Here is a 14,679-nt window from a genome sequence, read left to right on the forward strand (position 1 = left end):
TTCATTCCTCCGTGCTCAGGAAAACGTTCTTCGTCTCGGTGAAGGCGGCCGCGGCGTCCGGACCCAGTTCGCGGCCGAGGCCGGACTGCTTGAAGCCGCCGAAGGGCGTCCAGTAGCGGACCGAAGAATGCGAATTCACCGACAGGTTCCCGGATTCGACGCCGCGCGCGACCCGGAAGGCACGGCCGACGTCGCGGGTCCAGATCGAGCCGGACAGGCCGTATTCGGTGTCGTTGGCCATCCGCACGGCCTCGGCCTCGTCGCGGAAGCGGACCACCGCGACGACCGGGCCGAAGATCTCGTCGCGGGCCAGCGGATCGTCGAGCCCCGGCGGGAGCACGACGGTCGGCGCGAACCAGTATCCCGGCCCGGACGGTGCGCTGCCGCGGAAGGCGACCGGCGTCTGCTCGGTGACGTAGGAGGAGACTTTCGCGTGGTGGTCCGCGGAAATCAGCGGGCCCATCTCGGTCGCCTCGTCGCCGGGATCGCCGACGACCACGCCCTGCACCGCGGGTTCCAGCAGTTCGAGGAACCGGTCGTAAACGGTGTCCTGCACCAGGATCAGCGACCGCGCACAGCAGTCCTGCCCGGCGTTGTCGAACACCCCGTACGGCGCGGTCGCCGCGGCCTTCTCGAGGTCGGCGTCGGCGAACACGATGTTGGCGTTCTTGCCGCCCAGCTCCAGCGTCACCCGTTTCACCTGCGCCGCGCAGCCCGCCATCACCTGCTTGCCGACCTCGGTGGAGCCGGTGAACACGACCTTGCGCACCGCCGGATGCGTGACAAACCTTTGCCCGACAACCGATCCCTTGCCAGGAAGCACCTGGAAAACGTCCTCGGGGATCCCCGCCTCGCGGGCGAGTTCGGCCAGCCGCAGCGCGGTGAGCGGGGTCAGCTCGGCCGGTTTGAGCACGACTGTGTTGCCCGCCGCGAGCGCCGGCGCGAAGCCCCAGCCCGCGATCGGCATCGGGAAGTTCCACGGCACGATCACGCCGACCACGCCCAGCGGCTCATGGAACGTGACGTTGACCCCGCCGTCGACCGGGATTTGCTTGCCCAGCAACCGTTCCGGCGCGCCGGCGGAGTATTCGAGCAGGTCGCGTACGTTGCCCGCTTCCCAGCGGGCGTTGCCGATGGTGTGCCCGGAGTTCTCGACCTCCAGCCGGGCAAGGTTCTCCCGGTCGGCGTCGACCGCGTCCGCGAACCGGCGCAGCAGCCTCGCCCGATCGCCCGGGGCGACCGCCCGCCAGGCCGGGAACGCGGCGTGCGCGCGGGCGATCGCGACGTCGGTCTCCGCCTCGCTGGCCAGCTCGACCTGGCGCACCACTTCCGCGGTCGCCGGGTTGCGCACCTCGAACGTCGTCATTTCCCCTCCCTCGCAGCGTTCACCAGCGCGGCGAACAGCCGGACGTCGTCGCTGTCCTGCTCCGGATGCCACTGCACGCCGAGCACGAACTCTCCCGGCACCTCCGCGGCCTCGACCGTCCCGTCCGCCGCGTGGCCGGACGCGATCAGCCCGGAGCCGAGCCGGTCAATCGCCTGATGGTGGTAACACTGGACTTTCGTTTCCTGGCCCAGAATCGCGGCCGCCCGCGTGCCGTCGACCAGGCTGACCGTGCTGGTGCCGAACGTCGCCGGGGCTGGCTGATGCGTTGCGTCGCCGAGGGTTTCCGGCAGATGCTGCGAGAGCGTGCCGCCGAGCGCGACGCTCAGCACCTGCAGCCCGCGACACACCCCGAGCACCGGCTTCCCGGCCGCGCGCGCCGCCGCGAACAGGCCGAACTCGAACGCGTCGCGCTCCGGGCGGATGTACGTCTTCTCGTGCGGTTCCTGGCCGTAACGGCTGGGTTCGACGTCCGCGCCACCGGTAAGGACGAGGCCGTCGATGCGTCCGACGAGCGTGTCGTAGTTCGTGCTCACTGGCGGCAGCAGCACCGGAATCCCGCCCGCCTTGACCACGCAGTCCGCGTACACCCGGTGCAGCAGTGTCGCCTCGGTGTCCCAGGCCAGGAACTTCGCACGTTCCGAGTAGGTGCTGAGCCCGATGACAGGTGGGTCAGAGTCGTTCGAAACCACGGATGCGCTCCCAATCGGTCACAGCTCGCTCGTACGCTTCGCGCTCGATCCGCGCGGCGTTGAGGTAATGGTCGACTACATCGGCACCGAAGGCATCTCGCGCGATACGGCTGCCTTCGAGGACTTCAGCGGCTTCGGCGAGCGTGACGGGCACAGTGGGCTTGTCGGACGCGTACGCGTTCCCTACGAACTCAGGCTCCAGCGGCAGCTCGTTCTCGATGCCGTGCAGCCCAGCAGCGATCATCGCGGCGACTGCGAGGTACGGGTTGACGTCTCCGCCGGGTACGCGGTTCTCGACGCGCAACCCGTCACCGTGCCCGACTACGCGCAACGCGCACGTACGGTTGTCCGTGCCCCACGCGATCGCTGTCGGCGCGAAGCTGCCAGGGACGTAACGCTTGTACGAGTTGATGTTCGGGGCGAAGAAGTACGTCAGCTCGCGCAACGCCTCCAACTGTCCGGCGAGGAAGTGCTGCATCAGTTTCGAGAAGCCGTGGTCGCCGTCGCCGGGAAGCACCGCTTCGCCGGACTTGCTGCGAAGGCTCAGGTGGATGTGGCAGGAGTTGCCTTCGCGTTCGTTGTACTTCGCCATGAAGGTGAGGCTCTTGCCCTCTTGCGCGGCGATCTCCTTCGCACCGTTCTTGTAGATGCCGTGGTTGTCGCACGTCGCGAGCGCTTCGGCGTACCGGAAGGCGATCTCGTGCTGGCCGGGGTTGCACTCGCCCTTCGCCGACTCCGGATACAGGCCCGCGCCCGCCATCCCGTTGCGGATCCGGCGCAGCAGCGGCTCGATGCGCGCGGTGCCGAGCATGGAGTAGTCGACGTTGTACTGATTGGACGGCTTGAGGTCCTGATACCGCTTGTCCCACGCGGATTCGTAGGAGTCGTCGAACACGATGAACTCGAGTTCGGTGCCCACGTACGCCTTCAGATCGTGCTCAGCGAGCCGGTCGAGCTGGCGGCGCAGCACCTGGCGCGGCGATACGGAAACCGGGCCGCCCTGCACGCGCTCGACGTCCGCGAGCACCAGCGCGGTGCCCTCCTGCCACGGAATCTCCCGCAGCGTCGCGAAATCCGGCCGGAGCACGAAGTCGCCGTAACCGCTCTGCCAGGACGAGATGTCGTAGCCGTCGACGGTGTTCATGTCGACGTCCACCGCGAGCAGGTAGTTGCACGCCTCGGTCGCGTGGCCGGCCACCTCTTCGAGGAAGTACTCCGCCGAACAGCGCTTGCCCTGGAGCCGCCCCTGCATGTCGGTGAGCGCGACGAGCACCGTGTCGATCGTGCCCGCCGTCACCCGTTCGCGGAGATCTTCGAGCGTGAGCATTCCTCGCCTGGCCGCCATCGCATCGCCCCAAAGGTTCGGATCAGGTCCTTTGCGGCTTCTTCTTACCGGGCGGTCCTGCCAGGGTCAATCCACTGAAAGGTATTTTCATAGACCTTTAAACGCGGGTTCGGCGCGGCTCACCCAGGCGGCGCCTGCTATGTCCGGGTTGCCCGGCTGAGAAGATACTGTGAATCGGGTGCGTCCGGGACCAAATCCGCCGCCTCGTGCGTTGGACCGGGCAAGAGAGGTGAGAGGGATGACTGAAGCATTCACGCAGACCACGTTCAGCCAGCAGCAGGCGCGGCCGCAGCTCCCGACGCTGCCCACCGGGTGGCCGATCGGGTCGTACGAGTCCTACGAGCAGGCCCAGCAGGCCGTCGACCACCTCGCGCACGCTGATTTCCCGGTCACCGACGTCACGATCGTCGGGGTCCAGCCGATGCTCGTCGAGCGCATCGCGGGCAAGATGAGCTGGAGCCGGATGCTCAGCAGCGCGGCCATGTCCGGCGCGGTGTTCGGCCTGTTCCTGGGCCTGGTGCTGAGCATGCTCAACCCGGCCGCCGGGCTGCTGTCGATCGTGCTCGGCCTCGCCGCGGGTGTCGTGTTCAACGTGGCCTTCGGCGCGCTGGGCTACGCGGCGAACCGCAACAAGCGCGGGTTCATCTCGCAGAGCCAGCTGGTCGCGCAGCGCTACGACGTGCTGTCGCAGCCGCGCAACGCCGAGAAGGGCCGCCAGCTGCTGGCGGACCTGGCGGCGCGCTCGGCGTTCAACCACTGAGTTTCGCCGACTCGCCTCCCGGGCGTCCGGGCCGTTTCGCGGCCTTGGCGCCCGGTTTCGCGTTCCGGGCCTTGCCAGGCTACGAATCCGGCAAGGAGAGATTGGCTTGACCAAGCGAAACCCAGCTGCGGCGTTTCCGGTGCCGGTTCTCGAACCGGGGCACGCTCCCGCCGAGCGACCGGCACCGGGCAACGACCGCAGTCTCCGCCGGAGGCAGCTGCGGCGAGGCTGGGGCAGCGGCTGTCGCGGTGCTGGCCGGGTCTCGTGAGCGAGGCAGCTGTCTCCGCCGGAGGCAGCTGCGGCGAAGCTGGGCCAGCGGCCGTCGCGGTGCTGGCCGAGTCTCGTGAGCGAGGCAGCGGAACCAACCTTCCCCGCACTACCTCGTCGGCGGAGCGGACTTCGGCGGGCTGCTCGGCGGAACCGGAGTCCCGGATGTCGCCGGAGCCTTCGGAATCACCGCCGCGAACGGCACCCCCGCGTCCTCCCGGCAATAGCCGCGATAACCGTTGTAGCCGTTGACGTTCCCGTGGTCGTCCTGCACTCCCTCGACGACCTTCGGACGCGGGAACTGGTTGTCCTGCCCCGTCATCTGACTCGTGCCGGTGTCCTTCTCGCAGCCGTAGCGCGTGATCGTGAGCGGACGGCCGCGGTCGTCGTAGAGATAGACATTCTCCAGCGGTTTGCCGTTCGCGTCGAAGGCATACAGATTGGTCAGTTCGTGCTGGCCGTAGCGCAGCGACTCGTTGCCGTGGGAGTCCTGGTACATCGACGAGGCGTACGCCGGGGTCGAACTCGACGAATACGTGCGGTCCCGGACCAGGTGGACCGCCGCGCCGAGGCCGCCGAACGCGCTGCCCACCACGAACGCCGACACCGGCACCGCGATCCACAGCATCCGGCCGTCGGCCTTGATCCGCGGGCCCGCCCACATCACCAGTCCCGCGCCGACGAGCAGCACCGGCAGCAGCAGGACCGCGTGCAGGTCCCGGATCATCAGCAGCAGCCCGAACGCCAGCAGCGCGAACCCGCAGACCACCCACCACGCCGGCTTCAGCGAATTGAGATACGTGAGCGCGCGGTCGGCCGAGCGGTCCTCCCGCATCGACTTCACCATCGCCCGCGCACGGACCACCTCCGGCAGCTCCCGCATCGCTTCGAGCCCGCGCAGCAACAGGAACGCCACGCTCACCGCGAACACCGGGGCCAGCAAGATCATCCCGGCCAGCGCCTCGGCATTGAAGCGCACCGCGGTGTAGAACGCGATCATCGCCGTCCCCACCGCGCAGAAGACCAAGCCCCACAAGGCAAGCCGCGGTCCGACCCGGCCCGGCTTCGCCGTCGCCGGCAGCACCCCGGTCGCCGCTTCCGAAGCCGCCGGGGCAGACGGGTAACCGCCGGACGCCCGCAGTTCGGCCGCGTAGCTCTCCGGAGTGCCGAGCCGCGCGACGAGGTCCTCGACCCGCGCCGCCGCGCCCGCTTCCGACTCCATCTCGGCCAGCTGCGGCCGGACGTCCTCGAGCAGTTCCTCGATCTCGTTCGCGGGCAGGTCCGCGAGCGCGGTGCGCACCCTCGACAGGTACACCCGCGCGGCCGTCGGCTTGTCCGTGCTCATGCTGCCTCTCCCCGATTCGTGCCCGCGGTTTCGCCTGTCCGCGCGGTCAGGCCCGCTCTTTCACCAAACTGTCCATAATGGACGCGAAGCTGCGCCACGTGCGCGCCGACTCGGCGAGCCGCGCCCTGCCCCGGTCGTTCAAGCTGTAGTACTTGCGGTGCGGGCCCTCTTCGCTCGGAACCACGTACGACGTCAGCAATCCCGCCTTGTACAGCCGCCGCAGCGTGCCGTACACCGACGCGTCCCCGACCTCCTCCAGGCCGGCGGCGCGCAGCCTTCGCAGCACGTCGTATCCGTACCCGTCGTCGTCGCGCAGCACCGCGAGGACCGCCAGGTCCAGCACTCCCTTGAGCAGCTGACTGATCTCCACGGCGTTCCTTCCCCGGTCCTGCGCGAGCAGAAGCTACCACGCATAGCGCAGTAGTGTGCGCGGCGAGCGGCCGTTCGGCGGTATCGCTGCCCATTCGACCAGGTCAGCGAGAGACGAACGGACAGGTATACGACGTAGACCTCCGTGGTCTACAGTGTAGACATGGTCGAGATCCCGACAGCCGAACGGCTCGCGACGGCAGCGCGCGAGATCATCGCCGCCGAGGGCGCGGCGGCGGTCAGCATGCGCCGGGTCGCCGAAGCCGCCGGAGTCACCGCGATGGCGATCTACCGGCATTACGAAAACCGCGAGGTCTTGCTGCGCGCGGTCGCCGACGCCACCGGCCGGGAATTGGGCGCGGCATGGAAAGACCCGGAGCCGGACGGCGAATGGTTCGACCGCTTCGACACGCTGCTGGACCGGTTCCTGGATTTCGCCCTCGGCCAGCCGCATCTGTACCGCTTCTTGATGACCGAAAGCTGGGCGCGGGCCCGGGTATATCCCGACAGTTTCCGCGAACCCGGTTCGCCGCCGTTCACCGCGCTGGTCCGGCTGATCGAAGAAGGCATCCGCGACGGCGTGCTGCGCGACGACGATCCGCTGGAAGCCGCGCTGACCGTCAGCACGCAAACGCAAGGCATGGTGCTGCACTACCTCGCCGGCCGGATGGGGGCGGCGGAACCCGAGTTCCGCGCGCTGTGCCGACGTACTTCCCGGAGGATTTTCGATGGCCTCAGAACGTAATGCCCGCTGGCAAGTCCCGGTCGCGCTGCTTTCTTCAGCCGCGCTCTTCTACTTCGGCACCGGACTGGACCCGATCGCCGCGCTGACTTGGCTCGCGCCGTTTCCCGTGCTGCTGCTGGCAACCCGCGCCAGCGGCTGGACCGCGGTGAGCACCGCGTTCGGCGCGTTCCTGCTCGGCACCGCGAATATGTGGGCCTACCAAACACATTCCGGCGACGAACCGTTGTGGCCGTTCGGCGCCGCCATCGACGTCGGGATGTCGCTGGTGTTCACCTTCGCGGTGTGGCTGTTCTGGGCTTTGGTACGCCGAAGCCGGACGCTGCTGGCCAGCCTCGCCGCACCGGCGGCGTGGACCGCGCTCTTGTACCTGATCGCCACGCTGAACCCGATGGGGATGATGGGTTCCCTCGCCAATGACCAGGGCGACACGCCGCTCGTGCTTCAAACCGCTTCGTGGGCCGGGATGTGGGGCGTCGAGTTCCTGGTGCTGCTGCCCGCTTTCGCGGTCGCCGCGATGTGCGCGCCCGGAGCGTCGCGGGTGCGCATTGGCGTTGTCGCCGCGGTCATTGTGGCTTTGTCCCTTGGCGGCGGAGCTTTACGGCTTTCCGGCACAGGCGGCTCGACGGTGCGGATGGCCGCTATCACGCAGAATGCTGGCTACCACTGGGGTCCCTCGCTCGGCACCGCTCAAGGCCGGGCCCTGGTCAACGACTACCTCCAGCAGATCTCCGCCATGCCGGACGGCGTGAAGCTCATCGTGTTGCCCGAAGCCGCTTTCAGTGCCGAGGAGGAATGGCCAGCCGCGTTGGTAGAGCCGATGCGGCGCGCGGCCAAGACCCGGGGCGCGGCGATCGTGGTCGGCTTCGAGTACTACGACCGGCCAGGCAAGCACAACTACGACTACGCGCTGGCCTTCCCCGCCGACGGCTCGTCACCCGCTCGGTACCTGAAGCACCACGACCTGGTGAGCCCGCCGGGACGCGATCTGGTGTTCGTTCCGGGCGCCGAGGTCCCGACCGGACTGGTGATCTGCGGCGACACGACGTTCACCTCCCCCAGCCGCGACTACGCCGCCGCCGGTTCGCGGATCCTCGCGATCCCGGCGGAACTGGCCGTCCCGCCGGGCAACAACGACGAGGGCGGCTGGCAGCACACCCGCAACGCGCTGCTCCGGGGTGTCGAAAGTGGACAGTCGATCGCGCTCTCCGACGCGAACGGCAGCCTGATGCTGTCCGACGGCTACGGCCGCGTCCTCGGCGAGGCCCGCACCGGCGGACCAGCCCCGTTCACGACCGTCGTCGCCGACGTTCCAGCGGGTCCCGGCCAGACGTTCCACACGCGCTTCGGCGATTGGTTCGCTTGGCTCGCGGTCGCGATTACCGTTGCTGGCTTGGTTTTCGCTCGCCTCCGCGCGACTACGCGACCATCCTGAAACCGCACCGCCGCGCGGTGTCACTGCGGACGGCGCAGCCCGTCCAGCAAGAGGGTGATGACGTCGTCAGCCTCGGCACGCCAATGTGGACGGTCGTGGGCCGCGCCGATGCCGTGCAGCACCATCATCACGGCACCGGAATCCACGTCGTCGCGAATGCTGCCGTCCCGCACCGCGGCGGCCACCAAGTCGGCGACAGCCTGCTCCAGCGCCTGACTGCCCTCGGCGAGATCGCCTGACCGTTCGGCCATGAGCGTGGCCAGCGTCCGGGCCAACCCCTCGTGAGCGTCGATGTGGTCGACCATCCCGCGCAGGAAAGTCGCCAAAGCCTCCGCCGCGGGCAGCGTGGCCCGCAGTTCGCGCGCGCGGTCGCACAGCGCGGCGACTTCCCCGTGGTAGACCGCCTCGGCGAGCGCCTCCCGGGTGGGGAAATGCCGGTAGAGCGTGCCGGTGCCCACCCCGGCCAGGCTCGCGAAGTCGTCGAAGCGCAGGTCGAAGAACTCGCCGGCGTCGAAGATCTCTCGTGCCTTGGCGATGAGGACGTCGCGGTTGCGCCGGGCGTCGGCCCGCAGCGGCTTGTCGGCGGTCATGCTCTCCCTCGCGTTGACAAGTGGAGGTGATCTCCATATTTTGAAAAGTGGAGATTGTCTCCACATCGAATGCTACCCCACGAGGTGCAGCGTGAAGATCCTGATGTTCGGCCGAGGCGTGATCGCCACTGTCTACGGCTGGGCCCTGCAACGCGCGGGACACGCGGTCGAGTTCTACGTCCGGCCGGGCCGCGCGGCAACGTACGGGAACACCGTCGAGTTCGACCTGTTCGATATGCGGCACCGGCCGCTGGGGCAGCGCGTCATCGAGAAGTGGCCCGTGCGCCTCCGGGAGGAGCTGGAACCGGACCACGACTTCGACCTGATCGTGCTCAGCGTGGGGCACCACCGCCTCGCGGAGGCGACGGATTTCCTGGCTCCGCGCGTCGGCCGGGCCACGGTGCTGGTCTTCGGCAACCTCTGGACCGAGCCGCTGGACGCGATCGGCGCACTCCCCGTCGACCAGGTCGCCTGGGGCTTCCCCCAAGGCGGCGGAGGTTTCGGCGCGGACGGCGTGCTCCGCGGATTCCTGCTGCGGTCGGTCGTCTTCGGCACTCTCGGCCAGCCCCCGACCGACCGGGAATTGGCCGTGCGCAAGGCTTTCCGCGAGGCCGGGCTCCGAATCAAGGAGCGTCCGGACTTCCGCGGCTGGCTGTGGGTCCATTTCGTGTCGGATGCGGGCCTGTTCTCCCAGGGCCTGCGGCTGGGTTCCCTGTCCGACCTGGCCGGATCGACGCGCGACATGCGCGAGGGCCTGCTGGCCGGGCGCGAACTTCTGCCGCTCCTCGAAGCGCGCGGTATCGACCTGCGACGGCACCGCGGCGGTCTGCTGCTGTTCCGAGCGCCCACCTGGCTGACGGCCCCCGTGCTCGCCTGGCTGACCGCCCACGTCGGGCCGGTGCGCGCGAGTTTCGCAGCACACAACAACCCTGACGCGGAGGAGCCGCGCGAGGTCTGCCGGGACACGCTGGCCGAAGCACGCCGGTCAGGCATCTCGGTCCCGCGGCTGGAAGCGGCGGAACCGCTCTTCGCCCGCGAGGAGACAGCTTGAGCTTGAATTCACCGATGTGCCAGCAGCACAAGGCTTTTCGCCGCCCAATGTCGGTGACGCGGAAGGAAAAGGCCGCTGGTTCGCGCGGTTCGGGCATCGCTACCGGTCAAGTCGCGCGGTGCTCAGCGACCTCCCGTTCTCGCCCGACCACACCCACAACGGACCCGCCCAGCCCAGCCTCGCCACCGGTCCACCGCGCGGCTAAGCCACCCGAGCCCGCCGCTGACACCGCGGACATGAAAACGACGACCGGTTCATGAACGGCTCCCGCCGGATCGGCGAACCGCAGCGGCGGCACGGCATTCCTTCCTGGCCGTACGCGTCGAGCGAGCGCTCGAAATACCCCGATTCCCCGTTCACGTTCACATAAAGCGCGTCGAACGACGTACCTCCCGCGAGCAGCGCCGCCGACATCACGTCGCTCGCCGCGGACACCAGCGTTCGCCCCTGTGCGGCAGTGAGTTTCTCGGTCGGCCGCGACCAATGCAGTTTGGAGCGCCACAACGCCTCGTCGGCGTAAATGTTGCCCACCCCGGACACCAGCGTCTGGTCGAGCAGCGCGCGTTTCACCTCGGTCCGCCGCGAACGCAGCGCGCGCACGGCGGCCTCCGGGTCGAACTTCGGGTCCATCGGGTCCCGGGCGATGTGCGCGATGGTGCCGGGCAGGCTGTCGCCGTCGACCTCGACCAGTTCGTCCAGCGCCAGGCCGCCGAACGTGCGCTGGTCGACGAACCGCAGTTCCGGCCCGCCGTCGGCGAAGCGGACCCGGACGCGCAGGTGTTTCTCGTCCGCCGAGCCCTCGGGCTGCACCAGCATCTGGCCGCTCATGCCGAGATGCGCCAGCACCGCTTCGCCGTCGGACAGTTCCAGCCACAGGTATTTGCCGCGCCGCCGGGCCGCCTCGATCGTGACTCCGGCGAGCCGTCCGGTGAAGTCGGCGGCTCCCTGGGCGTGCCGCCGGATGGCGCGTTCGTGCAGCACTTCGACGGCCCGGACGGTACGGCCGGCGACGTGCGCTTCGAGACCGGCGCGGACGGTCTCGACCTCGGGTAGTTCGGGCATGCGCTCATTCTGCCCGGCACCCCCGACAAAAAACGGCGGGCCCGTGCGTCAGCACCAAAAACCGGGGCCGGCCGACATTCACGTCGGCCGGCCCCGGGAAGAAAAAACGACTCAGCTCGCGTCGTCGCCGGTGCCGAGTTCCTCCGACAGCGCCCGCCAGGCGGTCTCCGCGGCCTTCTGCTCGGCTTCCTTCTTCGTGGTGCCGTTGCCTTCGCCCAGCGCGCGGCCCGCCACCAGCACGGTGGCGGTGAATTCCTTGCGGTGGTCGGGACCGCTGTCCTCGACGCGGTACTCGGGCACGCCGAGTCCCCCGGAGGCGGTCAGCTCCTGCAGGCTGGTCTTCCAGTCGAGGCCAGCCCCGCGCAGCGGAGCCTCGGCCAGCAACCCGTCGAAGAGGTGGTGCACCAGCTTGCGCGCGACCTCGATGCCGTGCGCGAGGTACGTGGCGCCGATGACGGCTTCGAGACCGTCGGCGAGGATGCTCGCCTTGTCCCGGCCGCCGGTGAGCTCTTCGCCCTTGCCCAGCAGCAGATGCGCCCCGAGCCCGCCCTCGCCGAGCCCGCGTGCGACGCCCGCCAGCGCGTGCATGTTGACGACGCTGGCGCGCAGCTTCGCGAGCTGGCCCTCGGGCAGGTCGGGGTGGGTGGTGTAGAGGTGGTCGGTGACGACGAGGCCGAGCACCGCGTCTCCGAGGAACTCCAGTCGCTCGTTCGGTGGCAGGCCGCCGTGCTCGTACGCGTACGAGCGGTGCGTGAGCGAAAGACGGAGCAGCTCGGGGTCGAGAACGACCCCGAGCGCCTCGAGCAACGATGCGGGATCGGCCGCGGGTCCTCCGACGGGCTTACCCCCCATGGTCGGCTGCCCGCTCAGGCGGGCTCGACGACCTGGCGGCCGTTGTGCTGGCCGCAAGCCGGGCAAGCGACGTGCTGGATTTTCGGCTGGCGGCAGGCGCGGTTGGAGCAGGGCACCAGCTGAACCGGAGCCGCCTTCCACTGGCTGCGGCGGGAGCGCGTGTTGGATCGCGACATCTTCCGCTTCGGGACGGCCACGAGTAGATCTCCTTCAAACGGTCTGCTCGCGGATGCGAGCGAACTTACTTCTCCCGGATCGAGCTGGACGCTCGTCAGGCTTGCTCTCCGGAGCCGTGCGCAGGCTATTCGCCCGCGTTCTCGTCGAATCGCTCGACCAGCGCGGCCCACCGAGGATCTATCTTCTCATGCCCGTGTCCGGGCTCGAGATCGGCCCACTTGACGCCGCATTCGATGCACAGACCGGGGCAGTCCTCGCGGCACAGCGGGGCGAGCGGAAGCGCCAGCACCACGGCGTCGCGGACGGTCGGCTCGAGGTCGATCCGGTCGTCGACGAGGCGAGGGATCTCGTCCTCGTCGGTGGTCTCCTCGGTGGCCGAGCCCGGGTAGGCGAACAGCTCGGTGAGGTCGACCTCGATGTGCTCGGTGACCGGGTCGAGGCAGCGCGAGCACTCGCCGGTGGCGACCGCGGTCGCGGCGCCGGTGACGAGGACGCCCTCGACGACGGATTCGAGCATCAGGTCGAGCTCGACGGGCTCGCCTTCGCGGATTTCGAGCACGCCGGGGACGCCGAGCGCGGTCGGCACGGGCGCGCTGCGGCGCAGCTCCCGGCTGAGTCCCGCGCGGCGGCCGAGCTCACGGGTGTCGACCACCCACGGGCTGCGGTCGTCGAGCTGCGCGGGGCGGGGGTTCTGGGCAGGGTTTTCGGACATCGCCTACCAGCGTACGCAGGCCCCGCAACCGCGTTGGAGGTGGCCGGACCTGGCGAGCACCGATCGCGGCCGGAACCGTGACCGGCATGCACGGGCCGCAGTGCCGGGCGGTACCGGATGCGCGGCGGTCATGCGCCCCAATGTGGCATTGGGTGCATGCGACGCACCGAACGCCACATTGGGTGCATCTGACGCACCCAATGCCACATTGGGGCCGCTTGCCCCGCCGACAGCCTCGGCATCCCGTCCCAACCGGCCGGAACACCCGCGCGGCGGGAACTCAGACCTGGTAGTCGTACAGCGTCGAGCGGCCGTTGCCGTGGCCGGTCGAAGGCGAACGCAGGTGGTTGCGGCCCGAATCGACGGTGCGCAGCGTGGTGGCCAGCAGTTCGGAGAACTCGGCCAGCTTGCCGTCCACGTACGCGTCGCAGTCGGCGCGCTGGCGGTCGGCTTCGGCGTGCGCCTCGTCGACGATGCGCGCGGATTCGGCGTGCGCGGCCTGCACGACCTCGGTCTGCGAGACGAGCCGGGCCTGTTCGGCGCGGGCGTCCTCGATCGCGCGGTCGTAGGCGTCGCGGCCGGCCTGGATCATCCGCTCGGACTCGGCGCGGGACCGTTCGGTGAGGTTCTGGTACTCGGCCTGCCCGCCCGCGACCATGCGCTCGGCCTCGTTGTGCGCGTCGCCCAGCATCTGCTCCGCGCGGGCGCGCGCGTCGGCGAGGATGCGCTCTGCCTCGGACGTGGCGTCCGACACCGTCCGCTCGGCTTCCTCGTTCGCGCCGGCGACGGTCTCCCCCGCCTCCTTGCGCGCGGCCAGCAGCAGGTCGTCGCGTTTGTCGAGCACGTCCTGCGCGTCGTCCACTTCGCCGGGAAGCGCGTCGCGGACGTCGTCGAGCAGCTCGAGGACGTCGCCGCGGGGCACCACGCAGCTGGACGTCATGGGAACCCCACGCGCCTCTTCGACGATCGTGACGAGCTCGTCGAGTGCCTCGAAAACCCGGTACACGGCCACTCCCTCAAGCAGTTTCCCCGATCACTGGCTTCCAGTCTGCCCGCTTCGCAGCCTGAACCGGTGAACGAGCACCCGACCGGGCGTGTCCTGGCACGGACGGGAAGGGGCGGCCTCACCCGTCGGTGAGACCGCCCCGCCGCGCCGCGATCAGCCGTTGAGATCGATCTTCTGGAAGGTGGCGTAGTGGTCCGGCGTGTAGACGAGTTCGCCGCCGTCGCCGGAGATCACGCGGTCCTCCGAGCCGACGTCGTACAGCGTGTAGTAGCCGGCGTCGCACGCGGGCAGGACGCCCTCGCGGTTCTCGTAGGTCGTGCCGTCGCTGAGGGTGCCGGCGCGCACGCCGTCGACGACCTTCTTGGCCTCGTCGGAAAGCGTCGAGTAGCCGACCGGGCTCAGCTTCGACAGGTCACCGCACTTCGTCGGGGTGCTGCCGCCGTCGATGTCGATGACCTGGAACGTGGCGTAGTGGTCGCCGGTGTAGAAGTACTCGCCGCCCTGGCCGGTCACGATCCGGCGGGTGCCGCGGTTGCTCGAACCGGGCGTGGGCACGGTGTACTCGTGGTAGTAGCTCGACGCGCAGGAGGGCAGGATCCCCTCGCGGTTGGTGAACACGACACCGTCGTTCTTCGGGTACGGGAACGGGCCGTTCGTCTGGATGAGCTTGTAGGTGTCAGTCGCCTGCGCGGGCAGCGCCGACAGCTTGACGTGCGTGAACCCGGACAGATCCCCACAGGAGTTCTGCTTCGGCTGCACGGACGCCGGCGCCGCCGGGGACAGCGGGACGGCCTCCGCGGCCGTGCCGAACCCCAGGAAACCGACCAGCAGTGCGAAAAGGACACCGACTATGCGGCTGCGGTTGTTGGTCATTTTCGGACGGTAACCCG

General features: G+C 69.2%; 16 protein-coding genes. 4 read left to right on the forward strand and 12 right to left on the reverse strand.

What is annotated here, in order from left to right:
• Position 1: 1 nt before the first annotated feature.
• From AB5I40_RS17440 to AB5I40_RS17450, 3 genes are read right to left on the reverse strand one after another with little or no spacing between them, the layout of a single operon-like run.
• Positions 2-1,366, reverse strand: coding sequence for an aldehyde dehydrogenase (locus AB5I40_RS17440; protein WP_370939564.1), 1,365 nt, complete (start codon positions 1,364-1,366; stop codon positions 2-4).
• The gene (locus AB5I40_RS17445; protein WP_370939565.1) at positions 1,363-2,076 is read right to left on the reverse strand and encodes a gamma-glutamyl-gamma-aminobutyrate hydrolase family protein; all 714 of its coding nucleotides are present in this window, start codon (positions 2,074-2,076) and stop codon (positions 1,363-1,365) included. Before AB5I40_RS17445 ends, AB5I40_RS17440 begins: the two co-directional genes overlap by 4 nt.
• The gene (locus AB5I40_RS17450; protein WP_370939566.1) at positions 2,057-3,421 is read right to left on the reverse strand and encodes a glutamine synthetase family protein; all 1,365 of its coding nucleotides are present in this window, start codon (positions 3,419-3,421) and stop codon (positions 2,057-2,059) included. Before AB5I40_RS17450 ends, AB5I40_RS17445 begins: the two co-directional genes overlap by 20 nt.
• 238 nt (positions 3,422-3,659) lie before the next feature.
• Here AB5I40_RS17450 and AB5I40_RS17455 point away from each other — a divergent pair, with 238 nt between their 5' ends.
• Positions 3,660-4,181, forward strand: coding sequence for a general stress protein (locus tag AB5I40_RS17455; RefSeq protein ID WP_009074217.1), 522 nt, complete (start codon positions 3,660-3,662; stop codon positions 4,179-4,181).
• Between the two features lie 376 nt (positions 4,182-4,557).
• Here the strand turns inward: AB5I40_RS17455 and AB5I40_RS17460 are convergent, their stop codons facing one another.
• Positions 4,558-5,793: a hypothetical protein gene (locus tag AB5I40_RS17460; RefSeq protein ID WP_370939567.1), complete on the reverse strand. Its 1,236-nt coding sequence runs from the start codon at positions 5,791-5,793 to the stop codon at positions 4,558-4,560.
• Between the two features lie 46 nt (positions 5,794-5,839).
• Entirely contained in the window at positions 5,840-6,163 is a 324-nt protein-coding gene (locus AB5I40_RS17465; protein WP_370939568.1) for a PadR family transcriptional regulator, read from the reverse strand.
• Positions 6,164-6,325: 162 nt separating this feature from the next.
• Between AB5I40_RS17465 and AB5I40_RS17470 the strand changes: the two genes are divergently transcribed.
• Complete coding sequence (locus tag AB5I40_RS17470; protein ID WP_370939569.1) at positions 6,326-6,907, forward strand: TetR/AcrR family transcriptional regulator; 582 nt, start codon at positions 6,326-6,328, stop codon at positions 6,905-6,907.
• Positions 6,891-8,339, forward strand: a complete 1,449-nt coding sequence (locus AB5I40_RS17475; protein WP_370939571.1) for a nitrilase-related carbon-nitrogen hydrolase — start codon at positions 6,891-6,893, stop codon at positions 8,337-8,339. The genes AB5I40_RS17470 and AB5I40_RS17475 overlap by 17 nt, the downstream gene beginning before the upstream one ends.
• Before the next feature lie 20 nt (positions 8,340-8,359).
• Here the strand turns inward: AB5I40_RS17475 and AB5I40_RS17480 are convergent, their stop codons facing one another.
• Positions 8,360-8,929, reverse strand: a complete 570-nt coding sequence (locus AB5I40_RS17480; protein ID WP_370939572.1) for a TetR/AcrR family transcriptional regulator — start codon at positions 8,927-8,929, stop codon at positions 8,360-8,362.
• Positions 8,930-9,020: 91 nt separating this feature from the next.
• Here AB5I40_RS17480 and AB5I40_RS17485 point away from each other — a divergent pair, with 91 nt between their 5' ends.
• Positions 9,021-9,980 (forward strand): ketopantoate reductase family protein, encoded by a 960-nt coding sequence (locus AB5I40_RS17485; RefSeq protein WP_370939573.1) that lies wholly within the window; start codon positions 9,021-9,023, stop codon positions 9,978-9,980.
• 201 nt (positions 9,981-10,181) lie between these two features.
• Here AB5I40_RS17485 and mutM read toward each other — a convergent pair whose 3' ends face one another.
• The 6 genes from mutM to AB5I40_RS17515 all read right to left on the reverse strand — a co-directional run bounded on the left by mutM (position 10,182) and on the right by AB5I40_RS17515 (position 14,662).
• Positions 10,182-11,042, reverse strand: coding sequence for a bifunctional DNA-formamidopyrimidine glycosylase/DNA-(apurinic or apyrimidinic site) lyase (mutM, locus tag AB5I40_RS17490; RefSeq protein WP_370939574.1), 861 nt, complete (start codon positions 11,040-11,042; stop codon positions 10,182-10,184).
• A gap of 111 nt (positions 11,043-11,153) precedes the next feature.
• Positions 11,154-11,894 carry a ribonuclease III gene (rnc, locus tag AB5I40_RS17495; protein WP_182892148.1) on the reverse strand — a complete coding sequence of 247 codons (741 nt, stop codon included), beginning with the start codon at positions 11,892-11,894 and terminating at the stop codon, positions 11,154-11,156.
• A gap of 14 nt (positions 11,895-11,908) precedes the next feature.
• Positions 11,909-12,091, reverse strand: a complete 183-nt coding sequence (rpmF, locus tag AB5I40_RS17500) for a 50S ribosomal protein L32 (RefSeq protein WP_009074209.1) — start codon at positions 12,089-12,091, stop codon at positions 11,909-11,911.
• A gap of 104 nt (positions 12,092-12,195) precedes the next feature.
• Positions 12,196-12,783, reverse strand: coding sequence for a DUF177 domain-containing protein (locus tag AB5I40_RS17505; protein WP_370939576.1), 588 nt, complete (start codon positions 12,781-12,783; stop codon positions 12,196-12,198).
• A 280-nt stretch (positions 12,784-13,063) separates the two neighbouring features.
• Complete coding sequence (locus tag AB5I40_RS17510; RefSeq protein ID WP_370939577.1) at positions 13,064-13,789, reverse strand: DivIVA domain-containing protein; 726 nt, start codon at positions 13,787-13,789, stop codon at positions 13,064-13,066.
• Positions 13,790-13,942: 153 nt separating this feature from the next.
• On the reverse strand, positions 13,943-14,662 hold the full coding sequence (locus tag AB5I40_RS17515) for a ribonuclease domain-containing protein (RefSeq protein ID WP_370939578.1): 720 nt from the start codon (positions 14,660-14,662) through the stop codon (positions 13,943-13,945).
• Between the last annotated feature and the right edge of the window lie 17 nt (positions 14,663-14,679).

The organism is Amycolatopsis sp. cg13 (assembly GCF_041346965.1).
GTDB lineage: Bacteria > Actinomycetota > Actinomycetes > Mycobacteriales > Pseudonocardiaceae > Amycolatopsis.